The following is a 25,269-nucleotide window of genomic DNA, read 5'->3' on the forward strand; positions in this document are numbered from 1 at the left end:
TGCCTACTCATCGAAATTGACTATCGGTTTTTTAAGTTTGAGCTCTTTTTCCCTTGCTCTTAGGTCGTTCCATAGGCTCAGTCTTGAAGATTTACCTGCAAGCTGGCCTTTTTGTGATTTCATCAACCACAGATTCTTACCATTAAAACTGTATATCGGTAGCAAATCCCTACGAGTGGATGCGCGTTTTATCTGTGGATTGATATTGTCCAAAATAATCGGTTCTGCACTCGGTTTGGAATAGTATGCCAGAACCATATGAAATTGATTGAGTTCTATTGCCTTAACATAGACAAGGCGCAACTTTTTATCTGATACCCCCAACTCTAATAGGGAGAAGTACTTGGCAATCGTAAAGTCTTCACAGTCGCCGGCGTTACTACCTAAAAACTCTAATGGCGTCGCCCAGTAGTCGTTTTTTCCCCAAAGATTAATATCGTTGATAAAGTTGAGTTGGTTGAAGAAGTTGTTAACGGCGGTGAGCTTATCTCGCTCTCCCAACCCTTTGTACTGCTCCATTTCACTTCGCCAAGTTTCAACTCGGCGCCCTGCTCGATCACCATATGTGGCACGTACAGCGTCGACCCATCTTTGCTCTTTGGTGTTAAGAGCTGACGGGGCAAAAGAGGTGGCTAACAATGTGGCTAAAATGAGCCAACGCTTCATACCTATTGGCCAACCTTGCTGACAGTGCACACTAAATTCATTCGAACGATTACTCCTTTAAAGCGTTGTTTTTTGCACCCAGTATCGGCTTAAGCAGATATTCCATCACGGTGCGTTTACCAGTAATAATATCGACAGAAGCCGTCATACCGGGAATGATCGGTAAGGTCTCATCGTGACCGAGAGACGTTTCCTTCGTTCGGACTCTGACCAAGTAGAAGCTATTACCCTCTTCGTCTTGAGTGGTATCAGCACTAATGTGTTCTAACGTCCCGTCAAGACCACCGTATTTAGTGAAGTCATAGGCGCTGAACTTAACAATTGCGGGTAAGTCAGGCCTTAAGAAAGCGATATCTTGAGGGGCTATTTTGGCTTCTACCAAGAGTGTGTCTTCACTCGGTACAATTTCGACAATATCCATACCTGGTTGGATCACGCCACCAACCGTATTGACATTAAGGGTCTTCACGGTGCCGTTTACAGGGGAAATGACGACGGTTCGATTTACTCTATCTTCCAAGCCAACCGCAGATTCAGTGAGCGCCGAAAGCCTGTCTTGTGCTTCGTTTAGCAGCCCTTGCTGTTCTGAACGGAATTTTTGTGCCGCATCAATTCGACTTAATATTGCTTCTCTAATGGCAGACCGGAGTACCGGCACTTTTAGTTCACTAGAGGTAAGTTCGCGCCGTGTATCGTTAACTTGACGTTGTAGTTTTAGCAGCTCGATTTGGGGTACTACGCCTTCATCAGCAAGAGGTTTGGTGATTTCTAACTCTTTTCGAGCGAAGTTGTAACTGTCTCTTAGGTTGCGAACCCGCGCTTGGATCTCTACGAGATCTTGCTGTTTTTGCTTAACTTGCTGGTCGATCACAGAGAGCTGGTTGCGAAGCCTATTGAGATCTTGGCGATACTCTGCAATCTGGCGGGCAACTAGCTTAGGGCGTTGTTCAATAAATGGCGTTGGGAAAGCAGCTTGCTGTAATCAATATTGATACTTTCTTGCCAATCCTTTTCCGTGAACTCTTCATTGACAGTGACACTGGTAATGGACGCAGAAAGCTGCATAACGCTAGCGGTCAGGTTGGCAACTTGTTGCTCTCGTTCGCGAAAATCTGATCGAAAACGAGTGTCGTCTATCAGTAGCAACTGCTGACCTTTTTGGACTTGCTGACCCTCGCGAATCAATATTTCTTTGACCAAGCCACCTTCCAAGTTTTGCACGACTTGGATTTGTGAAGAAGGTACAACTTTACCTTGTCCCACTGTCACTTTGTCGATTTCCGCCCAAGAAGCCCAAACCGCTGCCAAAACAAAAAATAGCAACATAATCCAGAGCATCAATCGAGCGCTGGAAGGTGTGTTCAATAACAGCGCCGCTGTTTTATCGTCCACGTAGTCTAGTTCCGAAGGAGCAAGCTTATCGTAACCGCTCTTACTCATAAAAAGTCCCTGTCAATAAAATTACTAGACTCAAGTCAGATTCGAAAAGGCGTTATAGGAAATGACTTGGGTATATATATTGCTGATTTTATTACCCTAGCGGCCAAATGTTAAGAACTTGCTAGTAAAACCGAGAGAGTTATTTTAAGTATTTATAGCTTAGTTGCCTGTATAGCATCTCGCCAATGACGAAAAGTCGCGGATAGAAGCGCTATCTATCGGTAAGTGTGATTGTTTTTTCGATCTCAACTTGAGATCTAATACGTATAAGCGCACAATCAGCAAAAACTTAGTCGGGAGATAAGATGGAACTTAAGGACATTCGCCGCGAGTACTCCAAAGGCGGACTTAGACGCAAAGATTTGTGTGATAACCCAATCGATCAATTTAATCTTTGGCTACAACAGGCAGTGGACTCTGGTTTGACGGATCCAACGGCTATGACAGTAGCCACGGTCGACGAAAGCGGTCAACCTTATCAGCGCATCGTGCTACTGAAAAACTTTGATAAGCAAGGTTTTGTTTTTTACACCAACTTAGGTAGTCGTAAAGCTCAGCAAATTGAGTCTCATAGCAAGGTAAGTCTGCATTTTCCTTGGCACCCACTTGAACGCCAAGTGCACATTACTGGTGTCGCAGAAAAGTTGTCTATGGTTGAAAACATGAAGTACTTCTCCTCTCGACCCAAAGAGAGCCAAATTGCTGCTATTGCGAGTAAGCAAAGTAGCCGCATCTCTGCGCGAGGGATCTTAGAAGGCAAATACCTGGAACTTAAAAAGAAGTTTGAAAAAGGTGAAATTCCGGTACCGAGTTTCTGGGGTGGCTATCGAATTCGCCCTGAAAGCATTGAGTTTTGGCAAGGGGGAGAGCATCGCCTCCACGACCGTTTCTTATTTACCAAAGAAACGGATGGGTGGGATATCGACCGCTTAGCGCCATAGAAAAAAGTGCCTGACTTAGTCAGGCACTTCGCCATTTAAGGCAACGGAAAGCTGCGTTTTTAGTAGTGTTTGAGGTATCTGAGATCCGTAACCTTGGTCTAACGCTATTTCGATTAACTGAGCTTGGCTATGGGCGCCAAACTTGCTTCTTAAACGCATGACATAGCTTTCAAATGTCTTAATAGAGATCCCCATCACTTCGGCAATTTGCTTTGGCTTTTTTCCATACAGCAACAGGAACAGAACCTCAGACTCTCTGGTTGTCAAAGAGACAGACAAGTCGTGGGTTGATCCAAATCCTTGTCCAAGACGCAATCCTTTTTCACTACTATGGGTCAGGCCTGTCGCTCGGCATACCCAATGTCCGACCTCTAAAATGGCGGTATTAGTGAGTTCTTGTCCGTAAAAAATGGTGCCTTGAATATGACCTTGTTCATCGTGCCACGGAGTTTTGGTAAAGATATGTGCTCTAGAATGGCCGTCGTGATAGGGGTGGATATCCAACACTTTAAGGGGCTTGCCTGTTTTGATGACATATTTATCTTGGCGTTGAAATGCTTCGGCGCAATTTGTTGTGGGGCTGGGCATATCAAAATCGGTAAGGCCAATACAAGCTTGGCTATCGGGGAGCCCGACAAGCTCGGCATAGGATTGATTGGCATAGACAAAGACCGAGTCTAGGTCTTTACAACCCCAATACCCCGGTAACTGATTGAATAGGGTAACTAACTTGTTATCCACGATGCTATGCTTCCTTACTTATGCGATTTTATCATCCTACTATTAGTTCTTCGTTAATTCTATCAATAAGTTACAAGCAAATGTTGCGGTTATTTTTGCATAATTTCTGCTTATATTAGTCGTTCTTATTATTGCTCTTATCACTTGTGTTTAAGCGATAAAAAAAACCAGCCAATTAGGCTGGTGAATATAAGAATTGTCTTATCGACGTTTCGAAGAGGTCTAAAGCTTAGCGAGGGCTGCTAAGCAATAGAGATATCAATAGATACCTGACCAATGCCAAGCGAGCTTAGCGGTCAAAATTTAATGTAAAGCTTTACAATGAAAGAAAAAAGGGGGGATTTCCCCCCTCTTTATTCGATGTGTCTAGTTGATCTCACGAACGACTCGGAAGCCGACGTAGTTGGCAGTGGCTGAAGGTGCCAAGAAGAGTTTTTGGTGTGCTGAGGCCATAGAAGGTGCGAAATTCCAAGCGCCACCTTTGGCTACGCCTCTAGAGTCTTCTGTCCATTGCCATACGTTGCCCACCGTATCGTAAATACCATAACGGTTAGCTTCGAATGCGGTGACTGGGGAGGTACTTTGGTTTGACCAAGGTGTGCCACTCCAACCCGTGTTGGCTTTGCCGGTTAGAAACTTATTGCCCCACCAATAAGCGGCTTGGCTACCAGAGCGCGCAGCAATTTCCCATTCATCGACATCTGGCAAACGGTAGTTATACCCAGTTTGCTTGCTTAGCCATTTGGCGTATGCAATGGCGTCGTTGCGACTTACGCATACAACAGGTGAGTCTGGTGTTTGTTTAAAGCCGGGATCTCGCCAGTAGCTTTTAGCGATAGGGGTAATATCGCCATCTCGAATCGTGTTACAAGTATTTTTTAACTCAGCATCGGTTTGGTAATTGGTTGAACCAACAAAAACTTCAAACTGAGAAACCGTGATCGGAGTAGCTCCAATACCGAAAGCATGATCAAGGTGAATTTGCTTTGAGCCGTGCTCGCCTGTTAGGTATTCACCAGCGACAAGAGTAATGAGTTCAGGGCCTTTTGGTCCCGCTTTCATTGTGTCGGCAAATTTATCACCAGCGCGTAAAACATTGGCACGTTCGACGAGATTAGCGCGCAGAGTTTGGTCTGAGCGCAAAGAAAGTGTGCGATTAAAGGACTTGTAGCCCTCTTTTTCGATGGTTATTTCGTGCTGCCCCATAGGTAGCATGATATCAACTGGTGTACTGCCGTAGTTGACATCGTTGATCGTCACTCGGTCACCGTATTGGTTTGAACGAACGGTCAGATTGACCCAAGCAACCTCAATCTCTTGCAGTCTCTGCGCTTCTTCGTAACCGGGTGCAAAGCAGTATTTGCTCTTAATGCCTAACAGTTTGCAGGCCGCACTCTCTGATGGGCGAGCTTCCAATACTACCCCTAAGATATTGCGGTAACGAACACCATCGTAGAATCCCGCTTCTTTAACGCTATGGCGTAAAACATGGATGTTTAGAGGTACTTTATTTGCGTTCTGTTTTGCTATCACCGCCTCGGTGGTGTCTTCAATCAAAGCCGCTTTAAACTGCTTTACCGCTTTTTGCAGTGTGAGCTCTCTGGTTTGGGCGTCACATTGGGCAATGGTTAGGTTTGCTTGGCAGCGATTAGTAAAGCTGACATTTAGTGTCTTGTTATTTGAAAGCTCTTCTTTTAATCGGTTGGCGCGAGCGCGCAGTTTAGACTCATCGAGAAGATGGATAGATTGCTGTATTTGCTCTAACTCTGATTGCTTGTTGCTGAGTACCAGCTTTAAGTCATCTAACGACTGTTTGGACTCTAGGCGTGTTTTCTGATTTTGCTTAACACTTGCCCAAGCATCTTGATATGCTTGCTGACTTTTAGAGATATCAACTGAAGGGTCGTCGATAACGCGCTCGTAATCTCGCTCTAAGTTGCGCTTTGCTTTTGCAAGCGCTTCATCGAGAGCCTTAGCGTTTTTCTCTAAGTCGGCAACTTGTTGCTCTTGCTGTTCAACTTTCTCGCGTTGCTCATCTCGCGCTTTGTGCGCTTCAGATAGCTCGCTATGACGAGTGAAAAGCTGGTCGTCAATTGCTACCACAGACGCTGAGGCTTGTTCCGCCTGGACGGGGAGTGTGCCCAAACACGTGCCTAGCGCTAGCAAAAGAGCGGGTATACCTTGTCGCATTATCAATCTTCTACGTAAATTATTTGAATAATTGGTTCATTCTAAACGAAAACGCCACTTTGGCTAAAGTCATCTTGAGATAACTTCGCGACAAAATGGCGTTTTTGCTGCATCTTTGTGAGTTGTTACCTAAAACAGCGTCACTTAACTTTGCTTATTTGGTCGCAGTTTAACCCATACCGTATCGTTGCCGCTGACACTAATGACTCGATTGTATGTTTGGTATCCATCTTTGGACACGGTTACTTGATGCGTACCTTTAGGAAGTACCACTTCTACTGGCGTGCTTCCATATTCCACACCGTTAATCACTACAGCATCGTTGTATTGATCTGAACGAACAGTCACATTTACTAGGTCTTTTTTGCTGCTATCTTTCGTGCTTTTCTTTGCACTTGATTCACCTTGTAAACAGTAACGCGATGAAACGTTGAGAAGTTTACATGCGGCGACAGCTTCTGGTTTTGCCTGAAGCTGAGCTTGCATTTGAGTAAAGTAATTGTTGTTGCCTTCAAAACCAGCTCGGATGATTTGGCTCTCTTGAACGTGGATGTTCAGTTGAACGCCTTTGGAGTTCTGCTTAGCGAGTGTCGCCTCGGTTAAGCTATCCATTAAGCGAGCCTTGAAGGTTTTCACTGCTTTTTGCTTAGTAAGGTATTTACCTTGATTTGAACACTCGCCCAGCGTCATTGTCGCCGAACAAGTTGTCTTATAACTGGTTTCCAGAACTTCGCTTTCACGTAGCTCAGCAGCGATGCGCTTCACACGCGCTTCAACTTTTTGCTCTTCAAGATAAGTAAACTCAGTATTCAATCGAGCTTGCTTTTGCTTAACCTGAGACAGCTTCATTTCACTTTCAGTGATAGCTTGTCTTGTTTCAAGGACTTGGTTTTGGTTCTCTTTAACAGAGCCCCATGCCTCTTGGTAAGCTTTCTGGAAGGTAATTAAGTCGGTATCCGGATCTTCTAAAAGACGAGAATATTGTTTGTCCAGAGCACTCTTTGCGCGGTTTTGCTTAGCGTTAAGCTCTTTTTCATCGCGCTTCAGCTTAGCTAGCTGATTCTGGAGTTGCTGTAAACTTTCCGATTCTGAGGAGAACTCGGAGTTCATTGTGTCAATTTCGACTTGTTTATTCGATAGTCTGGAATCGATAGCAGCTACTGGATCGCCTTGTACGGCGTCTTCAGCTAGTACCGATGTCGAAACCCATACCGGGCACAGCGCAAGCATAAGCGCTGGGATGCGACGTGTTATCATAAGTCCCTGCAACAATTAACGTGTTAACTCACCAATGTATAAAAGACAAACTTTTGACAGCTTTAATCCATGACTGCCTAACAAAGGTATTTATATTCCATTTCACTCTCAAGACTACAGGATTTTTGCGCAAAAGCTAACCCTCTGTAAGTCATAAGAAAGTGATGTTCCTCATTTTGAGCAGATTAGAGAAATATGCAAGTGGAGATTCTCAATATCGGTTTGATTAAAGCAGAAGAAATGACATCGGCCGTAATTTATGTGCACTTGATCATTGTTCCGAACTTCTCAATTGGAGATTTTTCACTCGACTCTTTGAGGAATATTTAGTGCTTTATGAGAGTCCTCACATATCTTTGTTCTTTTCTATTCGAACTACCCGTAAATGACACTTTTATTATAAAATTGGACGCGTCCCACAAAAGGTTGCGTAAAAATGGAACGATCTGATCGACAGAATCAGCAAATCTTACACGGTACTGACAAAGAATTGGCACCTAAACCTGCCGAGTTAGTCACCTTGCCTTCCCATAGAAATATCCACGATCACGATTACACCCAAATCGTTATCGGCCTCAAAGGACAAACTAAGTTCGATATCAGTGCCTCGACGGCATTGTTGGGCCCGGCCAAGGATGTGTGGTTAAGTCGGGGAGCGAGCACGCTTTTGGCGGCGTAACCGGTCAATCCGATATTCTCGTTTTGAACTTGCCGAAACCTAATAATGACGATGCTGCGTTACTAGCGCGTTTTCACGAACTCAATCAAGCAGACACCTATTTTCAACTCGATGATCACATTCAAAAGCTGATTCAGATGCTGGTAACGGAAATGCGAGCAAATCCCGATGACCCGCTACTCGCTCGGGCGTGTAACAGTGCGGTGATCTCGCTTTTACAGCGCCACTCTTTCTCATATGCGCTCAAACCTAAGGAGTCGCGATTCGATCTCGACGTATTGGATCGTTATATCGAGCAACACCTCAGTCACAAAATCACGGTCGCTCAATTAGCCAGTAGTGTTTTCCTTGGAGAAAGCCAGTTTCACATGCTTTTTAAGGAGCAGTTGGGTATCACTCCTCATCAATATGTCTTGGGCAAGCGGATCGATATGGCTAAGTCTTTAATTAACGAAGGCCAACTTACCTTAGGTCAGATTGCCGAATTTACCGGTTTTTCAGGCCAAAGCACTTTTGCTCATGCCTTTTCTCGCCACCAAGGAATGTCGCCATCTCAATACAAAAAGCAGAATCGTGTTAAATAAGAAAACAAAACTACTATAATATTTTGACTTTTTGAGTGTGATTCTGTTTTTATTTTGTTAAAAAGCGGAGTTTTTAGCAAAAAGCTCGGAGTTTTTGACAAGTATTTCTCATGCGCTCACAATACACTGCAGGCCATTGTAGGAAACCTGATTGATTTTTTATTCAGGTGTGAGACTGAGGAAATCCCATGTTTACAGCAACCGATGTGTTGAAAACCGACTTTGTTGAGCAACCGCTTAACGAGTTGTGGTCGCTGATCTCACCACTCTATATGGTGGATGAATCTCAATGGCTGAAAGAGCTGCTGCCACTGGCAACCCCTTCTGATTTAGAAAAACAACAGATTGAAATCAAAACAACGGAATTAATCGAAGCGATTCGCGCTGATAAAAAGTCGATTCAAATGATTGATGCCTTGTTACTTGAGTACAGTTTAGATACTCAAGAAGGCATATTGCTGATGTGTTTAGCAGAAGCTCTGATGCGTATTCCCGACGCAGCAACCGCTGACGCTCTTATCCGAGATAAGCTAAGCGTAGCGGATTGGAAATCTCACCTGAAAAATTCTGACTCTGTTTTTGTCAATGCATCGACTTGGGGCTTAATGCTTACTGGTAAAGTCGTTGGACTAAAAGAACAGCAGTCTCAAAGCCCTGTTCAAGCGGTTAATCGCTTAGTAAACAAAATGTCTGAACCTGTGATCCGCAAAGCTATGCATCAAGCGATGAAAGTGATGGGGCACCAATTTGTTCTTGGCCGCTCAATTGCAGAAGCGCAAAAGAACGGCCGTCAGATGCGCGATAAAGGGTTTACATACTCATACGATATGCTTGGCGAAGCTGCTTTGACAACGGCGGATGCAAACAAGTATTTCAAAGACTACTTAATGGCGATTGAAGCGGTGGGTCGAGATGACTACGGCTTGGATACCAGCCCAGCTCCGTCTGTTTCAATCAAGCTTTCTGCTTTGCACCCACGCTACGAAGTCGCCAACGAAGAGCGAGTGATGACTGAGTTGTACGACACTCTGATTCAGTTGTTAAATCGCGCTATTGAGCTGGATGTCGCAATTACTATCGATGCAGAAGAAGCGGACCGTTTAGAGCTCTCTCTTAAACTGTTTGAAAAAGTGTATCGAAGTGAGCTGGTCAAAGGCTGGGGCAAGTTTGGTCTTGTGGTTCAAGCCTACTCTAAACGCGCGTTACCCGTGCTGGTTTGGTTGAACGCGTTAGCGAAAGAGCAGGGCGATCTCATTCCATTGCGCTTAGTTAAAGGTGCCTATTGGGACAGCGAACTCAAGTGGTCACAACAGGCGGGATTTGATAACTATCCGGTATACACTCGTAAGGAAGCGACGGACGTTGCTTACTTGGCTTGTGCCCGTTTCTTATTAAGTGAGAACGTACGCGGGAATATTTTCCCTCAGTTCGCAAGTCACAACGCCCAAACGGTTACTGCGATTGCGGTAATGGCGCAACACAAGGATTTTGAGTTCCAGCGCTTACACGGAATGGGAGACTCTCTCTATAACCACGCGATGGAAGCGTATCAACAATCGGTTCGAATCTATGCGCCGGTGGGTAGTCACAAAGACTTGCTTCCATATCTGGTTCGTCGATTGTTAGAAAACGGTGCAAACAGCTCTTTTGTTCATCGACTCGTGGATGCGCGTTGCCCAGTAAGCACTTTAACAGAGCATCCGGTTGATATGCTGCTGCGCTTTGACACTTTAAATAATGCCAAGATCCCATTGCCGCCGAGTGTATTTCCCGAGCGTCAAAACTCCTATGGCGTCAACATTGACATAGAAAGCGAAGCGCACCGATTTGAATCTTCGGTTGAGCAACACCTAAATACACAATGGACAGCGGGTCCAGTGATCAATGGTGAAGGTTTTTCCGAAAGCATGATCAAGGATGCTACTCAAGTAGAGAAAGTAACTGCACCTTATGATCGCCGTATCAATGTTGGTCAGGTCGCTTTTGCAACCCTTGATCATGTTTCCGCAGCTATCGATGGAGCACAAGAGGCTTACCTCACTTGGCACCAAACATCTACTCAGCAGCGAGGAGCGTATTTAGACAAACTTGCTGATCTGCTAGAAGAGAATCTTTCTGAACTCGTTGCACTGTGTCACCAAGAAGCGGGTAAAACTATCCACGATAGTATTGACGAAGTTCGAGAAGCCGTGGACTTTTGCCGCTACTACGCGAAACAGGCACAAGGGTTGAACCCTTATGAGATAAAAGGCTTTGATGGAGTTGCTCGTACCATTGAACGTCAAGGTCGAGGTGTGTTTGTCTGTATCAGTCCTTGGAACTTCCCATTGGCTATTTTCTTAGGCCAAGTTACCGCAGCGCTTGTCGCGGGTAATACTGTCATTGCTAAACCAGCAGAGCAAACAAGCTTGATTGCGGCGCGAGCGGTGGAATTGATAGATCAAGCCGGATTCCCTGCTGGTACCGTACAGTTCCTACCTGGACGTGGTGCTGATATTGGTCACGCGTTGACCAGCCACAGCGCTATTGCTGGTGTTGCCTTTACTGGTTCTACTGCCACGGCTCAACGCATTAATCAAACGTTAGCTGCGCGTGAAGCGGCACCAGTACCATTTATTGCCGAAACGGGCGGTCAAAACGCAATGATTGTCGATAGTACGGCGCTGCCAGAACAGGTGGTTCGCGATGTGCTTCGCAGTGCTTTTGCCTCTGCGGGTCAACGCTGTTCAGCTTTGCGTATTCTGTTTGTGCAAGAAGATATCGCTGATCGCATCACCTCACTAATTCAAGGTGCCATGCGAGAGCTTAAGGTAGGTAAACCTTATCTTCACTCTACGGATGTCGGCCCAGTTATTGATGGCACGGCTAAAGCTAAGCTGACAGCGCACATCGCAGAGATGAATGCATCTGCAAACTGGTTGCCCAGTTGGAGCTAGATCCAGAGTGTGAGTTTGGCGATTTTGTACCACCAAGCGCTTTTGAGCTTGATGACATTAGCTGCCTAAAAGAAGAGCAGTTTGGCCCTATCCTTCACATCGTTAAGTTCAAAGCAAACGAACTTCACAACGTAGTGAAGCAAATCAACGATACCGGTTTTGGTCTGACTATGGGCATCCACAGTCGCAACGAAACAACCTATCGCTGGATCGAAAAACACGCGCGAGTAGGTAACTGCTACATCAACCGAGATCAAGTCGGTGCGGTGGTTGGTGTTCAGCCGTTTGGGGGACAAGGCCTATCTGGTACTGGACCAAAAGCGGGTGGCCCTCACTACCTATATCGTTTTACTCAGATTCACTATCGCTAAGCACAGGTAAGGAGATAATCATGGTTCATCAAGTAGCACGCTATGCCGATGCTTATGCGGTTTGGGAAAGCTGGAATTTAACGGATTTCGAAGTTAAGTGTGAACACTTACTATCTTTGAAAGGCTCATTAGATAATGCAGGTTCAAGCTTTGCACCTGTTGTTGGATATCACATTGAGCAAGCTTCAGTTTGGGTTTCACCTGTTCATAATTTGGTCGGCCCGACTGGAGAAACGAACGAACTCTACACCGCTGGACGCGGCGTGGCGGTTATCGTTCAGGATGATAACAGTAAATCGGCGCAGCAGTCAGCGTGCGCCATGATCACGGCTGCATTGGTCGCTGGTAACAGCGTCATTGTGTGTAGTGATGATGTGGTGTTTGCTCAGGAGTTTGAGCAAGCCTGCTTGTTATCGTCGTTGCCAACAAACTTAGTCCAGTTTGTTTCTTACGACGCTTATCATCAATTGATGGAAGCCGATATTAGAAACATGGCATACGTTGGCAACCCAACGGTTGAGCTAAGCATCAATCGTCAACTGGCGTCGCGCACTGGCGCGATCGTCAGTCTGGTATCGGAGACAGATCTCGCGGCACTTCCGATGGCAAATGACCCTTCATTAGCTTTGCGTTTTGTTACTGAACGTACCAGAACAATAAATATAACAGCTGTGGGTGGCAATGCGACATTGCTAGAGCTTGGTAACGAAGCCCACTAATTACTTCCTGCCTATGTCCCTAGCCTAGCGTTAGGGACAACCACGGAAGGCGATCTTAAAAGAGGACACACAAGATGGAAAATAGCTTTGCTATTACTACGACATTTATTGCCTATCTTATTATGATGCTGGCAATTGGTGTCATCGCTTATCAACGAACGAAAAACTCAACGGACTACTTTTTGGGAGGCCGTTCTTTAGGCCCTTGGCCAGCGGCACTTTCAGCGGGTGCTTCAGATATGAGTGGTTGGTTGTTGCTCGGTCTACCTGGCTACGCTTATGCAGCTGGTATTGAAGCATTCTGGCTAGCAGGTGGTCTGTTAGTCGGTACGTGGTTAAACTGGTTGATCAACGCGAAGCGACTACGTACTTACAGTATTACAACGGATGCACTGACTCTACCTGAGTTTTTCTCTCGTCGATTCAATGATAACTCGAAACTTATCCAAACGATTTCAGCTTTCTTTATCCTTTTGTTCTTCCTTTTCTACACCAGTTCAGGTCTGGTAGCAGGCGGAAAGCTATTCGAAACCGTCTTTGGCATCAATTACACCACCGCCGTGATTATCGGTACTGTTTGTGTTGTTTCCTACACACTATTTGGTGGTTTCCTTGCGGTATCATGGACCGACTTAGTACAGGGCCTACTGATGGCGGCTGCGCTTATGATCGTTCCAGTTGCTGTGATGAGTGGTGGTTTTGGCCAATTAGGTTCAGATTTGGCTAACATCAATCCAGAGCTATTAACTCTGTGGAATGACTCTAAAGGTGAGCCTCTCACTGCTATAGCGATTATCTCGCTAGTGGCTTGGGGCCTAGGTTACTTTGGTCAACCACATATCTTGGCTCGTTTTAAAGCTTCACGTTCAAATAAAGATCTCGACACGGCTCGCCGTATCGCGGTGATCTGGACTGCACTATCTATGGTTGGTGCAATGCTGGTGGGTGTGGTTGGTCTTGTTTATATCACTAACACGGGTAGCGGCTCCCTGGACGATGGCGAAAAGATCTTTATGGTTCTTGTTAACGCTATGTTCCACCCAGTTATCGCCGGTGTTTTACTCGCTGCTATCTTGGCGGCAATTATGAGTACGGCTGACTCGCAGTTATTGGTATCTTCATCTGCTCTAGCGGAAGATTTCTACAAGCAAGTGTTTAAGAAAGATGCAAGCTCAGAAGAGATCGTAATGGTAGGTCGTATTGCTGTTGTTGGTATTTCTATCGTTGCTCTATTCTTAGCGATGACGCCAGATAGCTCAGTACTTGGCTTGGTTTCATACGCTTGGGCTGGCTTCGGTGCTGCATTTGGTCCGGCTCTAGTACTAAGTTTGTACTGGTCTCGTATGAACCGCAACGGTGCGCTAGCGGGTATTGTTATCGGCGGCGTAACAATCGTTGTGTGGAAACAACTGTCTGGCGGTTGGTTCGACGTATACGAAATTGTACCGGGTATTATCTTCTCTACAATCGCGATTGTTGTTACCAGCTTGATGACTGGTGAACCAGAAGAAGCAGTGAAAGTTCAGCACGCTGAGTTTGAAAAGAACTTAGCAGAACTTGACTAAATATCTGTTCGTTTTAAAGCCCTGCGTAGCAGGGCTTTTTTATATTTGCTTAATAATTATTGAACTTAAATCACATTTCTCTAACTTTCGCATGAAGATTAGGAACTTGAATTCATTACAATTGTCCACCTAAACAATGCCACCCACACAAGGAAGAGAGAGATGCCGAATTTGTACTGCGAATGCTGTCAGAAAGTGACCGCTCATAAAGTTGTAATGACACGTTGTGATTCAGCGGATGCTTCGGTAATCAAAAACATCTCTTGTTTCTTTGCCACCTTGTTCCAAGGGGCGCATTACGTAAAAATGGAAAAGCAAATTTATTGCCGTAAATGTAATGCATTGCATAAGCCAGAGCCAATCAAACTGCCAGAAGCAAAAGCGGCATAATACTCATCTCTCTCAATAATTTCGTGCTAGAGCCTTGATTTCTGATTGGCTCAACTCCTCTTTTTTAAAAAACTCCTTATTATTGCCTTCCAGTGTTGCTTTAGTTGTCATGCAACTAGACTAAAGTAAATGAATCATTGAGTTTGAATGAGTTATATCAATGGAACTAGATCGCATCGATCGAGAAATTTTGCGCATTCTTCACCTGAAGGGGCGTTTGCCTGTTGTTGAACTGGCTAAGCAAGTTAACCTCACCACATCGCCTTGTTCAGACCGAGTGAAGAGATTGGAAAAGGACGGCTATATCCTTGGCTATCACGCCGAGTTAAACCCCGAAAAGTTGGGGCTCGACGTGCAAGTTTTTATCCACATTCGTTTAGATCAGACCAGTTTTTCAATCTTTGAAAAGTTTGCTGACGCAGTAGCGGATATGCCGGAGATAGAAGCCTGTTACTCTTTGTCTGGTGACTTTGACACTATGATCAAAGTCAGAGTGAAAGACATGAAAGCATATCAGAGCTTTATGTCTACCAAGCTGGGCTCTTTGCCGGGTGTGATTCAAACGAGGAGTGAGGTGGTGATTGAAGAGCACAAGACCAGCTTTGGGTTAAACCCCGACTTGTTAACTTCGCTATAAAAAAAGGAAGCCGAGGCTTCCTTTATCAACATGCCAGTGAGGTGAAGTCGCTTTATTGCATGACCAGTGCTGACACAACACCGATAACTCCACCGAAGACACCGCCCCAGACGACTAGCCAGCCTAGGTGTTCTTTAATCATTTTTTGCACCATCTCTTTGACCAGCGAAGGTGTGAGTTCATTTAAGCGCTGGTCAATGATTTGCTCAATGTTCACCTTTATTTCATCGAGCATGGCGGGTGACTCTAGCTGCTCTTTAAGCGCTTCTTTTACCGTGTCGCTCTGACTGATCTCAGTGACAGACTCTTGCATCTTTTCGACAAAGGGCTCTTTTAGAGGTGCTAGCGCTTCGGTGCCACCAAACATAGAGAGCATGCCACCAAATGGAGATGCAGCGATCACCTCGACTAAAGAGTCAAAGGTTGGATTAAAGTCGACTTTTTTAGAATGGGATCGAGGTCGATACTGCTGCCACTACCCATCTCTTTACTCAAGAATCGGTCGATATTTTGATTGGTAAAAAATTGCTCCATCATCAACTGTTTGATGGCAGATTTAAACTCTTCAAAGCGATTTGGGATAACTCCAGAACCGTATAAGCCTGGCACTTTTTCAAAAAGCATATGGACGGCAAGCCAGTTAGTAATTGCACCTGAAAAGGCAAACAAACCAGCGTATAAGGCAATGTCATTGCCTGATTGATAACCACCGGCCAGTAACGCTACGGCAATAAGATTGGTGACTAAACTCTTATTCATAATGGATTGATAACAGTAAAAAAGAATGGCGAGAGTATATCGTAAAACTTGAAAAGGTTTGAAGAAAAGAAAGGGCAGGGTAGTGATTACCCTGCCTTATCGTTTTGTGCGCTTTTAAGTTTATGTTGTTTTTTTGTTCTTTCATTCGGGAAAATGAGAATAGGCAAAGACTGGCAGTTGGCTTTGCTATTGGCGGCTTCAGCGTTGATGTGGAAGAACTCTTTACAAATATTTGCAAGAGCGACAACGGAATGCCGAAACGTGAATGAAGTGCATATTTCGTATTCATAATCAGTGTCCTACATCACTACAAGGCAAAGCGAGCATGTGATACATTGGGTAATCAGTTTTTATCGGTCTAAAACTACATTACGATTCTCTGTTTGTGTATTTATTCGACTTATCTCGGATTTGAATGGAGTAATAAGGGTGGTCAATATCTGTTTTAAGGTTTCTTCGCGCACGAATGGTTTAAAACTTCGGATCTTCAGGAAATAGCTGGGCTTGAATTCCACGTCTCAATTTTTTGATAAGGGTGGTAATTAGTTCCCTATGTGAAAATTTTGGAGATGACGTTATTCCTGATAATGTGGCGGATGGCTCAAACTTCAAGGCAGTGAAGACCTTGTCTCAAATGAATGATAAGTGCGCTGTACCTGTCTATAACGTCTATGCCTCTTGTTTATGGCTAAAACGATTTGGATTAGCAGAAGATTATGCTCGCATCATTATTTACCATGGTGACTCAATGAAATACACACTCAACGATGACGACGAAGTGTTGGTGGATATCAGAGAACTCGACCACCGCGCCAAACGTGGTGTGTACCTGATGCGTATTGGCAAACACGTTTATATCAAGCGGTTGAAATACGACATTATGGCCGAAGGTTATGAGGTGATATCTGATAACCGAGAGGAATATTCCTCATTCATCGTGAATGAGGAGAAACTGAAAGAATTCGCAGTTATTGGCAAAGTTGTTACTACTGTAATGAAAGCAGTAATCTAAATATAAGGCATCCTTCGGGGTGCCTTTTTTGATCGAAAAAATAATAATTTACATAATATGATGAAGGTTGCTAGTTATGAAGTATTTAAACACCAGCTGTCACCACCTTTTTATTGATAAGGGCACACATGAAAAATTTAAAGGTGGAGCAGAAGCGATTAATAATTTCCAAGAGTTTGCCCGTTCATCAGTAAAGCTCACTCAAGAAAACGAAAATACGCAAGAGTATCTTTTTAATCATGGCTCGAGCGTCAAGTCTGAATTTGAAGCATATATGGACGACCCAAACCATTGGGATGTGTTTAGTGAAAGGTTGGCCGCATCGCTTCTAGGAGAGCAGCAAGAATCACAGAAAAACCTAGACAGATTTAAGAGAAAAGTAAAAGTAACACCTGGTAGCTTGCTTCTTATTCACTGCAAGCCCTCTGATAATGATGTTGAGACCTTGGTCTTGATCAAAATGGAGCAAGAAGAAGTAGCTAACGTTGAAGATTTTGAGCACTTGTTTGGCCTTCCTACTGAGAAAAAAGCGTTAAATACTGCTCTGGTGACTTTTGAAAAAGGAAAAGAGCCTGCTTTATGGGTGTCTCGGGCAAATGCTTACTGGATAAAATTCTTAGACGTTTCCCCAATTCGCTCAAGCAGTGTCAATACGTCAAATGCATTCGACGCTATTGATGGTCAGCTAAATAAGTTTAAAAAAGACTTTAAAGCAGATCACCTGCTGGTTAGAAACCACCTGTTAACTTATCTACGTAACCACGATGGAGACACCATATCTTATCAAGACATCATAGAAACGGTAGTGCTTGCACATAAGCCTGTAGATAGTAAATTTAAGCCTAACGAGTGGGCAAAAAGGCTATTGGAATTGCCTAAGAAAACCAAAAAAACTTTCGATAAACAGTTTGAAGTTGATATGTCGAGTGTTAAAGCTAAACGAAAGTCTGTTATCTCTTTGACTGACAAAATCGATCTAAACTTAAAAGATGGAATAGAGAATATTAACGAAGTTATTGAACCTTTTGATGATAGAAGCGGTAGAAAAGGGATTATTATCTACAGTGAACAAGGCTATGAGCATTTTATGAAAAACACAGAAGAATAGTTATGTTAGATGATGTTAGAAGCACTTGGACAACCCCAATAGTTGAATGGGAGGCTACAAAAGAGTCTTTTGATTACTTCTATGCATCTGGCAAGCTTGAAAGCTTACTTGAAAGTGATGTTGATTCTTTGTTTGCTTTCCTGATAAAACACCGAGACTGGCAAGATTCATACACTATTAAAGTTTCCTATGAGTTTGAAGAATCAGTCGAATTCTCTAATCGCACTTCTCAAGATGTATTAGATGAAAGGCTTGAAGAGTTAAGAGACTGTATTGAGAACCTTGATGACGATGAGCAACATCTTACGGTTGAGGTTGAAGTCTTTAAGAAGCTAAAAGAGGTTGGTGATAACGTTCTGGTTGATAACATTTATTCTATTGATGCTTGGTCTAATTACCTTGATAGCCTTTCCATAGAAGAACTACATCACAACATTCACAGACGATATCATAGAGCCGGTATTGAAGGTGTTGTGTTGGTAGGTGATTATACAGAAGCTTGTAGCACCGATTACTTTCACTTTATTCCTAGAGTAGAGTTTTCTCATCGCTTGCTTAAAGTAACATTAAGTAAAAAGCGAGTAGATGACCTACTGAAACTCAGAAGCAACTTAGGGCATTTTGCCAATGCTGCGGAGTGGCAATTTTTGCCAGAACATTTTAAGTTCAATGGAGCTGTTCCCGCAGATATAGAGCTTGTTAAAGCCTTTTTTAATGCACTTCACAATGTCTATCTTATTAGCTTCTTGGCTAACTTCACTATTATTAACAATGGCAAGGTTGAATATACCTTGAAAGGGTTTAAAGACATTGTTGGAGAATATGACCTACCAACTCTAATAAACTCTGATGCATCAGCGCTATGGAGTTTATATCAATGGATATACCAGTCTAACTCTGTTGATAAAATAGGGATCACAAGAAACGTAATTCCACTTCATGTTGAAGAATTATTGAAAGTAAATGATGCTGTAATTACATCAGCTTACTCTGGTTTCAATCTGTCTCAAAAGGATGATGTTAAGAGTTATATTAATGCTACCAACAAGCTAGCTGAACAGGTACAAGCAACTACTCAGAAAGCAAGTGAGGTTGCAGAGAAGGTTGCAAACTCAATTAAAACTGGCGTTTTTGGCCTAGCGACATTTGCCATTTCAACAATCTTATTTAGGATTTTTTCAAAAGGTGCTGATATTCATAGCTATTCCGATTTGTTTGCCTTTATTGGTTCCCCATTGTTTGTTTCGATGATAGCTTTCGCATTGATAATTTTTTCTGCTTTATTTGGCTTGGCTCTATTTGAATCAATTCAGGATCAGGCGAGATTCAAAGAGATGTATGAACAATCAAAAAAGACTTATGAGAATGTACTAACAACACAAGATATGGCTAACATCCTCAGCGATGATGAATATTTTAAGAAAAATAATTTGTTTATATCAGGCAGGCGAAGACTCTACATTTGGGTGTGGGCTGGCGTCCTGTCGGTTATTTCAGCAACACTAATATTTGCGAGCTATTCTGGTTTAAATATCAGTGGATAAGTAAAAGGAACAATGGACTCTTCCTTTATATAAGCCACAAAACTTTATACCAATTCATACCCCTGTTTAATAAAAGTTTAACTATCTAATTTGTATGCGATTTGAATATTACTGTATTCAGAGCTAAAGGAGTTTTACAAATAAATCTCAGGTTCTTGGTGTAGCTCTTCGCTCTCTCTAAACGCTTTTCCTAAAAAAATCTGCGTACTTGAACCTTATCTACCTGATTGAGCTCAAACAGCTTTACATCTGCAGGCAAGGGGATGGAATCTTTGACATGGTCTTCATTTTTCTGGTCGATTTCACCAATCCAATAGGTTTTCCCTTTAAATAGGAATGCAACAGCTTTTTCGATAATCATGAGGAAAATCTGCAATCGGATTTTGAATGATGTTCCTGATAAGGAGAAAATATACATGGCACGGTACCTCGATATAGATGGTAATGAAGAAGACCTACAAGAACTATCGAAACTGCTACAGGCGCAGGGGGTAGAAAATCATTTAGGTACAGTTCAACGTTTTTCAGCAGCAATTCCCGATATAGCAACACTCTTAATCAATACGGTGCCCTATGCCTCGATTGCGGGTGTTCTAATTGCATGGATTAGAATGAAGCAAAACCGAAAAGTGCATATCCAGTACGAGGACAACACATCAATCACTCTTGAGGGGCACCACAGTAAAGAAGAGATTGAGTACTACTTCAATAAAAAAGACAAAGCTGGGATTTACGTTGAGTCAAACCCTTCGAGTAAGCCGTAGACTTTTCAACAAAACTTTATAGCTTCCATCCTATCAAACATTGAAAAATTCCACCCAAACAAATACTGTTTTCATATACAGCGTTTATTTGGGTGCTTTTATGTCTATTCGAAACCTAAAAGACGGCTCCCACATGTTTGAAAAATGTTTGAAAGGACAGTCACTTCAAAATCTGACTTCAAAACCTTAGTCTGCTGAGCAGACTCAAGAATATGCTAGGGCGTTGAAGCCGCACATAAAAAACCAGTAAAAAGCTGGCGACTATGCGCCTTGGAAAATCCAACAGTGGGCTAATCCCGACAATGGATTTTACCAGTGGAAGGGTAGGTTCGCTTAGATAGTTGAATGGGGGCAATCGGTTGTAGTCGGTTACGGTCAGTTATCATAAACGCGCAAATTTTTTGTTGACAGGTCGGTTCAGCCGACCTAGTATTTGCGTGTAAATCGTTAGTTGCCCTCAATGGTAGTAAACAAACTAAACGAACATTACTAAGAACATACCGCCCTTGGCAAATCCTCCCACTATAAGGGAAGTGACGACCCAAGGGCTTTTTTATATCTTGAGTTTGTACAAGAGTGACTTATGCGTGATAGAAAAACAGTAGCCATATTTGTTGATGCTGGCTTTTTTACTCGAATGTTTACGGCGAAGATTGATCCGTGTATGAAACTTTCTCCAGAGAGCCTCGCAAAAAAGATGTGGGGCTATTGGATGTGTCATGTAAATAAAAAAGCAGGGGAGGAACTGTACCGTATTTACTTTTACGATTGTCCTCCTTTGATGGAAAAGTCGCAGCACCCAATAACTAATAAGCCAATAGATTTTGCAAAAAGCGAGCTCTCCAAGTACAAAAATGACTTAATAGATGCGCTACTTAAGAGACCCTACGTGGCAACTCGAATGGGCGAACTAAGTACAATTGATAAAGAGTGGGGTTTTAAGAGAGACTCATCTAAGAAAATCAAGAAAATGTTCCGAGGTGAGCTACTTGCGGGTGAGATTGATCCAAACGACATTGTTATCAAGCCTCGTCAAAAGGGGGTTGATATGAAGTTAGGTATTGATATTTCCTGTGTTGTTTTGAAAGGGTTTGCAAACAAGATTGTGCTAATATCTGGTGACAGTGACTTTGTCCCAGCGGCTAAGCTCGCGAGAACAGAGGGTGCACATTTTGTTCTCGATGCCATGGGGCGCTCGGTTAATGGAGCCTTATCTCGTCATATTGATGGGCTAAAGACTTTCATTAATAGACCTCGTTATACTACTGAACAAAAAGAGCCTGTATAGCTCCTCCATTCAATAACTCATACCCAGCTCTCCTACATCCATATCTAAGTTTGTACCTTTGTCGGCTTTGGCCATAACGATGGTGATTGGGATTTCTGATTGCATCCCCATTTTGATTTCTACTTGGCTGTTGGCCGTTTGAGTACCTAGTGGTTGTTAAGGGCGAAGTTGCGGTGTAGCAAGCAACCATGATACGGCTTTGATTGTTCGCTATAGGCAGGCGGGTCGTCATGATATTGGGCCTGCACGGTTTGCTGGTGCGAGAGTTCGTAAAAGGTGCTTTGTAAGAGCATTCACTTAGTGGGCAAGCTGTTCAGCTCAATTCACTGGAAAATTAGCAAAGAAAAAATGGCGACAACTGTCAGTTAACCTCGGTTTTTCTCGGTTATAGTCAGTATGTCGCCAATATTTTCGTTAACTTAATTCCTTATAAGTCAAGGGCTTATGCTGTTTTCACATCTTCTGCGATGAAACCACCCGTTTGGTGCGCCCAGAGTTGGGCGTAAATACCGTTACTGTTTACTAGCTCTTGGTGGGTGCCTTGCTCAACAATCTGTCCTTTATCGAGCACGATTAGGCGATCCATAGCTGCAATAGTGGATAGACGGTGGGCGATGGCGATAACAGTTTTACCTTCCATTAGCTCGTTTAAACTCTCTTGGATTGCGGCTTCTACTTCGGAGTCGAGAGCAGAGGTTGCTTCGTCCAAAACAAGCAAAGGCGCATCTTTCAGCAGTACACGAGAAATGGCGATACGCTGTCTTTGACCACCAGAGAGTTTAACACCACGTTCACCTACTTGAGCGTCGTAGCCAGTGTTGCCGAATGGATCAGATAGCCCTTGGATAAACTCGTGAGCGTGGGCCTGATTCGTCGCTTTTAATAGCGCTTCTTCCCCTGCGTCTGGGTGGCCATATAGGATGTTCTCGCGAATACTTCGATGAAGTAGCGAAGTATCTTGAGTTACCATACCAATTTGGCTGCGAAGTGAATCTTGAGTCACATCGTCAATCGCTTGCCCATCAATCTTGATCTGGCCTTTTTCCACTTCGTGGAAACGCAATAGCAGGTTTACTAAGGTCGATTTACCCGCACCTGAGCGTCCTACTAAGCCCACTTTTTCACCGGGTTTTATATTTAGGTTTAGGTTGTTGATCACGCCTTTAGTTTTGTCACCGTAGTGGAAACTCACGTTGTCAAACTCGATGCCGCCTTCGGGAACAACAAGATCTTTAGCGTTGGGCTTATCTTCTATGTCGACTGGCTTGGATAGGGTCTTCATTCCATCGACAACTGTACCCATGTTTTCAAACAAGGCTCCGACTTCCCACATTATCCACATAGACATGCCGTTGATGCGCAGTGCCAAACTGATAGCAATGGCGATGGCACCAATGCTGATCGAGTTATCCATCCACAAATAAATAGACAGAGCACCGATTGAGAAAACCAAAATGTAGTTGGTGATCTCAACCGCGACGTCAAAGCCAGTAACCAAACGCATCTGACGATAAACCGTGTTAAGGAAGCCTTTCATCCCCTCTTCGGCGTACTCTGTTTCACGTTTACTATGTGAGAAGAGTTTAACGGTCGCTATATTGGTGTAGCTATCGACAATTCTTCCCGTCATCATAGATCTCGCATCCGCTTGCTCTGAAGCGACCTTTTTCAGCTTGGGAACAAAGTAGACTTGAATAGCGACATAGATAACCAACCAAATGAGCATTGGGATCATTAAACGCCAATCTGCCTGAGCCAGCAAAAAGATAATGGCGGTAAAATAAACGGAGACATAGACAAAAACGTCCATGGTTTTCATTACCGTTTCCCTGACCGATAGAGATGTTTGCATCACTTTAGCGGCAACACGACCTGCATAATCGTCTTGATAGAAATTGACACTTTGCTTTAACAGGTAGCGGTGGGCTAACCAACGAATAGACATTGGATAGTTGCCCAGCAGGGTCTGGTGAGCAAGGAGTGAGTAAATCACCACAAGAACAGGCATGATAAATAGCAGCAGAACCCCATAAAAAATGAGATCGCTTTGGTTTTCTTGCCAAAATGTTTCTGGGTTACTTTGTGAAAGCCAATCAACCAGATTACCCATAGCACCAAACAGAGCAACCTCTACCAAAGCAACTATCGTTGCCATAATAGACATGATGATTAATGGTATTTCAAAGCCTCTGGTGTAGTGACGACAGAAAGCGAAAATACCACTTGGTGGCTGGTCGGGTTCGGAAGGTGGGAATGGCTTTGTAAAAGATTCAAATCGCTTAAACATAAAGATTCCTAGCGCACTAACTTATTGATTGTTATGTGCAAAAACAAAAAATGTGCCGAACATCACTATGTTACTCTGATACTGTTCAAAATGTAACTAATAGATGGATATTTATTATCCTTCCCCTTGCATATTATTCACAAAAACACATCTTACCGTCTTAGTGTCAGTAAAGTTTCCTGTGATGTGATGATTTGGCAGTAAATTAGGCTAACTGGTATAGCAAAAACTGGTTAAAGTTAGTAAAAACTCCATTAACATTATGCTTACAATTGGCGTCGTAGAGTGATTTTTATGAGTTTTTCACTATGTTCAAACAACAAGAATTAGAATCAAAGGCGCCGCTTAATCGTCAAAATGCCAACTGTGTGGTTATGGTTCCACCAAAAGAGTTTCGTTTTAACTCTGAAACGGCTAAAGACAATGAGTTTCAGCACCGAGTTGACCTATCAGAGTCCCAGATCAGAGCACAAGCCCTGAGCGAATTTTCGGCAATGGTGGCTAAGCTTCGCTCGGAAGGTGTACAGGTAATCGTTTTTGATTATCCGCTTAGCGTGCAAGAAACACCGGATGCCGTGTTCCCAAATAATTGGTTTAGCACCACTTCAGACGGCTTTTTTTATACTTTCCCTATGGCCTGTGAAAACCGCCAGTTCGAAGTACGTGGTCAAGAGTTAGCGGAAGTACTATCTCTGTCTGGCAGGCCCGTCATTCAACAAGATTCACTACTCGAATACTTAGAACAAGACGCTCACCTAGAGAGCACTGGTGTGATGGTGAAAGATCATATCAATCGCACCATATATGCTGCTTTGTCTCAGCGATGTGACCGAGAAGTGCTGGAAGAGTACGCCGAGCGCATTGGTTATTCCAGAGTTGTCTCTTTTCAAACCGCATTGCCATCTGGTCACCCGATATACCATACCAATGTCATGATGGCGGTTGGTGAAAACTTTACCGTGATTTGTGATGAGGTGATCCCTGAATTTGAGCGACGCTTTGTGGTTAAGTCTTTAGCCAAAGACAAGCAAGTGATCTCTATTACCCTTGAACAGATGAATCGCTTCTGTGGCAATATTCTTCAACTTGAAACTATCAATGGTGACAAAGTGATCGCCATGTCTAAGTCCGCTTACCAAGCTTTTACTCCTGCGCAACGCAATCAACTGTCCAGCCACGGAAAGTTACTGCCGTTTGATGTGCAAACCATCGAGGACATTGGCGGAGGAAGCGTGCGTTGTATGTTGGGTGAAGTGTTTTTGCCAAGTAGGGTAAAGGTGTTGTAGGTTACTGTCGGCCATTACACCTTGTATCTATTACAATAGTGGTCTGTATTTCCCCTCTTCAATAAAGATTAACGCCCTAGGTTACGATAACTTGGGGCGTTTTTT

At 43.5% G+C, this 25,269-nt stretch carries 17 protein-coding genes and 4 pseudogenes; 13 read left to right on the forward strand and 8 right to left on the reverse strand.

From position 1 onward, the window contains the following. Positions 1–3: 3 nt before the first annotated feature. Together BLO31_RS16315 and BLO31_RS16320 are read right to left on the reverse strand one after the other, a co-directional pair. The gene (locus tag BLO31_RS16315; RefSeq protein ID WP_070969717.1) at positions 4–666 is read right to left on the reverse strand and encodes a transglutaminase-like cysteine peptidase; all 663 of its coding nucleotides are present in this window, start codon (positions 664–666) and stop codon (positions 4–6) included. A gap of 49 nt (positions 667–715) precedes the next feature. Beyond that, positions 716–2,106: pseudogene (locus tag BLO31_RS16320) on the reverse strand (HlyD family type I secretion periplasmic adaptor subunit). Between the two features lie 305 nt (positions 2,107–2,411). Between BLO31_RS16320 and pdxH the strand changes: the two are divergent. Next, on the forward strand, positions 2,412–3,047 hold the full coding sequence (pdxH, locus tag BLO31_RS16325; RefSeq protein WP_070969058.1) for a pyridoxamine 5'-phosphate oxidase: 636 nt from the start codon (positions 2,412–2,414) through the stop codon (positions 3,045–3,047). Between the two features lie 15 nt (positions 3,048–3,062). Here pdxH and BLO31_RS16330 read toward each other — a convergent pair whose 3' ends face one another. From BLO31_RS16330 to BLO31_RS16340, 3 genes are all read right to left on the reverse strand, one after another. Then, complete coding sequence (locus BLO31_RS16330; RefSeq protein ID WP_070969061.1) at positions 3,063–3,788, reverse strand: helix-turn-helix transcriptional regulator; 726 nt, start codon at positions 3,786–3,788, stop codon at positions 3,063–3,065. A 366-nt stretch (positions 3,789–4,154) separates the two neighbouring features. Next, on the reverse strand, positions 4,155–5,978 hold the full coding sequence (locus BLO31_RS16335) for an SUMF1/EgtB/PvdO family nonheme iron enzyme (protein ID WP_070969064.1): 1,824 nt from the start codon (positions 5,976–5,978) through the stop codon (positions 4,155–4,157). A 144-nt stretch (positions 5,979–6,122) separates the two neighbouring features. Then, positions 6,123–7,235 carry a PEGA domain-containing protein gene (locus BLO31_RS16340; RefSeq protein ID WP_070969068.1) on the reverse strand — a complete coding sequence of 371 codons (1,113 nt, stop codon included), beginning with the start codon at positions 7,233–7,235 and terminating at the stop codon, positions 6,123–6,125. Positions 7,236–7,671: 436 nt separating this feature from the next. On the opposite strand from BLO31_RS16340, the pseudogene BLO31_RS16345 reads away from it, so the two are divergent. The 6 genes and pseudogenes from BLO31_RS16345 to BLO31_RS16370 all read left to right on the forward strand — a co-directional run bounded on the left by BLO31_RS16345 (position 7,672) and on the right by BLO31_RS16370 (position 15,116). After that, positions 7,672–8,498, forward strand: a pseudogene (locus BLO31_RS16345) (helix-turn-helix domain-containing protein). A gap of 188 nt (positions 8,499–8,686) precedes the next feature. Further along, positions 8,687–11,805: pseudogene (putA, locus tag BLO31_RS16350) on the forward strand (bifunctional proline dehydrogenase/L-glutamate gamma-semialdehyde dehydrogenase PutA). Between the two features lie 20 nt (positions 11,806–11,825). After that, positions 11,826–12,524, forward strand: a complete 699-nt coding sequence (locus BLO31_RS16355; protein ID WP_070969072.1) for a 1-pyrroline-5-carboxylate dehydrogenase — start codon at positions 11,826–11,828, stop codon at positions 12,522–12,524. A 74-nt stretch (positions 12,525–12,598) separates the two neighbouring features. After that, complete coding sequence (putP, locus tag BLO31_RS16360) at positions 12,599–14,089, forward strand: sodium/proline symporter PutP (RefSeq protein ID WP_070969075.1); 1,491 nt, start codon at positions 12,599–12,601, stop codon at positions 14,087–14,089. A gap of 162 nt (positions 14,090–14,251) precedes the next feature. Continuing rightward, positions 14,252–14,479, forward strand: coding sequence for a hypothetical protein (locus BLO31_RS16365; protein ID WP_070969079.1), 228 nt, complete (start codon positions 14,252–14,254; stop codon positions 14,477–14,479). Positions 14,480–14,639: 160 nt separating this feature from the next. Beyond that, positions 14,640–15,116 (forward strand): Lrp/AsnC family transcriptional regulator, encoded by a 477-nt coding sequence (locus BLO31_RS16370; RefSeq protein ID WP_070969083.1) that lies wholly within the window; start codon positions 14,640–14,642, stop codon positions 15,114–15,116. Between the two features lie 52 nt (positions 15,117–15,168). On the opposite strand, the pseudogene BLO31_RS16375 reads toward BLO31_RS16370, so the two are convergent. After that, positions 15,169–15,875, reverse strand: a pseudogene (locus BLO31_RS16375) (DUF445 family protein). 634 nt (positions 15,876–16,509) lie between these two features. Here BLO31_RS16375 and BLO31_RS16380 point away from each other — a divergent pair. From BLO31_RS16380 to BLO31_RS16390, 3 genes are all read left to right on the forward strand, one after another. After that, positions 16,510–16,887 carry a S24 family peptidase gene (locus tag BLO31_RS16380; protein WP_139159052.1) on the forward strand — a complete coding sequence of 126 codons (378 nt, stop codon included), beginning with the start codon at positions 16,510–16,512 and terminating at the stop codon, positions 16,885–16,887. Between the two features lie 76 nt (positions 16,888–16,963). Beyond that, a complete protein-coding gene (locus BLO31_RS16385; protein ID WP_070969086.1) occupies positions 16,964–17,995 on the forward strand; it encodes a hypothetical protein in 1,032 nt (343 codons plus the stop codon). Between the two features lie 2 nt (positions 17,996–17,997). Further along, positions 17,998–19,539, forward strand: a complete 1,542-nt coding sequence (locus BLO31_RS16390; protein ID WP_070969089.1) for a hypothetical protein — start codon at positions 17,998–18,000, stop codon at positions 19,537–19,539. A 190-nt stretch (positions 19,540–19,729) separates the two neighbouring features. On the opposite strand, the gene BLO31_RS23890 is transcribed toward BLO31_RS16390, so the two are convergent. Continuing rightward, complete coding sequence (locus BLO31_RS23890; protein WP_175443238.1) at positions 19,730–19,900, reverse strand: hypothetical protein; 171 nt, start codon at positions 19,898–19,900, stop codon at positions 19,730–19,732. A gap of 55 nt (positions 19,901–19,955) precedes the next feature. On the opposite strand from BLO31_RS23890, the gene BLO31_RS16395 reads away from it, so the two are divergent. Beyond that, positions 19,956–20,303 carry a hypothetical protein gene (locus tag BLO31_RS16395; RefSeq protein ID WP_139159031.1) on the forward strand — a complete coding sequence of 116 codons (348 nt, stop codon included), beginning with the start codon at positions 19,956–19,958 and terminating at the stop codon, positions 20,301–20,303. A 583-nt stretch (positions 20,304–20,886) separates the two neighbouring features. Continuing rightward, complete coding sequence (locus BLO31_RS16400; RefSeq protein WP_070969095.1) at positions 20,887–21,591, forward strand: NYN domain-containing protein; 705 nt, start codon at positions 20,887–20,889, stop codon at positions 21,589–21,591. A gap of 442 nt (positions 21,592–22,033) precedes the next feature. Here the strand turns inward: BLO31_RS16400 and BLO31_RS16405 are convergent, their stop codons facing one another. After that, positions 22,034–23,878: an ABC transporter ATP-binding protein gene (locus tag BLO31_RS16405; protein WP_070969100.1), complete on the reverse strand. Its 1,845-nt coding sequence runs from the start codon at positions 23,876–23,878 to the stop codon at positions 22,034–22,036. A gap of 308 nt (positions 23,879–24,186) precedes the next feature. Between BLO31_RS16405 and BLO31_RS16410 the strand changes: the two genes are divergently transcribed. Next, positions 24,187–25,164, forward strand: a complete 978-nt coding sequence (locus tag BLO31_RS16410) for an arginine deiminase-related protein (protein WP_070969104.1) — start codon at positions 24,187–24,189, stop codon at positions 25,162–25,164. The last annotated feature ends 105 nt before the right edge of the window (positions 25,165–25,269 follow it).

The sequence above is a fragment of the Vibrio sonorensis genome, assembly GCF_001854765.1.
GTDB lineage: Bacteria > Pseudomonadota > Gammaproteobacteria > Enterobacterales > Vibrionaceae > Vibrio > Vibrio sonorensis.

What these genes read in the sequence shown, in the direction of transcription:
- BLO31_RS16315 (WP_070969717.1), bottom strand. Translation starts at nt 666, where the DNA reads ATGAAGCGTTGGCTCATTTTAGCCACATTGTTAGCCACCTCTTTTGCC.
- pdxH (WP_070969058.1), top strand. Translation starts at nt 2,412, where the DNA reads ATGGAACTTAAGGACATTCGCCGCGAGTACTCCAAAGGCGGACTTAGA.
- BLO31_RS16335 (WP_070969064.1), bottom strand. Translation starts at nt 5,978, where the DNA reads ATGCGACAAGGTATACCCGCTCTTTTGCTAGCGCTAGGCACGTGTTTG.
- BLO31_RS16340 (WP_070969068.1), bottom strand. Translation starts at nt 7,235, where the DNA reads ATGATAACACGTCGCATCCCAGCGCTTATGCTTGCGCTGTGCCCGGTA.
- BLO31_RS16355 (WP_070969072.1), top strand. Translation starts at nt 11,826, where the DNA reads ATGGTTCATCAAGTAGCACGCTATGCCGATGCTTATGCGGTTTGGGAA.
- putP (WP_070969075.1), top strand. Translation starts at nt 12,599, where the DNA reads ATGGAAAATAGCTTTGCTATTACTACGACATTTATTGCCTATCTTATT.
- BLO31_RS16365 (WP_070969079.1), top strand. Translation starts at nt 14,252, where the DNA reads ATGCCGAATTTGTACTGCGAATGCTGTCAGAAAGTGACCGCTCATAAA.
- BLO31_RS16370 (WP_070969083.1), top strand. Translation starts at nt 14,640, where the DNA reads ATGGAACTAGATCGCATCGATCGAGAAATTTTGCGCATTCTTCACCTG.
- BLO31_RS16380 (WP_139159052.1), top strand. Translation starts at nt 16,510, where the DNA reads ATGAATGATAAGTGCGCTGTACCTGTCTATAACGTCTATGCCTCTTGT.
- BLO31_RS16385 (WP_070969086.1), top strand. Translation starts at nt 16,964, where the DNA reads ATGAAGTATTTAAACACCAGCTGTCACCACCTTTTTATTGATAAGGGC.
- BLO31_RS16390 (WP_070969089.1), top strand. Translation starts at nt 17,998, where the DNA reads ATGTTAGATGATGTTAGAAGCACTTGGACAACCCCAATAGTTGAATGG.
- BLO31_RS23890 (WP_175443238.1), bottom strand. Translation starts at nt 19,900, where the DNA reads ATGATTATCGAAAAAGCTGTTGCATTCCTATTTAAAGGGAAAACCTAT.
- BLO31_RS16395 (WP_139159031.1), top strand. Translation starts at nt 19,956, where the DNA reads ATGGCACGGTACCTCGATATAGATGGTAATGAAGAAGACCTACAAGAA.
- BLO31_RS16400 (WP_070969095.1), top strand. Translation starts at nt 20,887, where the DNA reads ATGCGTGATAGAAAAACAGTAGCCATATTTGTTGATGCTGGCTTTTTT.
- BLO31_RS16405 (WP_070969100.1), bottom strand. Translation starts at nt 23,878, where the DNA reads ATGTTTAAGCGATTTGAATCTTTTACAAAGCCATTCCCACCTTCCGAA.
- BLO31_RS16410 (WP_070969104.1), top strand. Translation starts at nt 24,187, where the DNA reads ATGTTCAAACAACAAGAATTAGAATCAAAGGCGCCGCTTAATCGTCAA.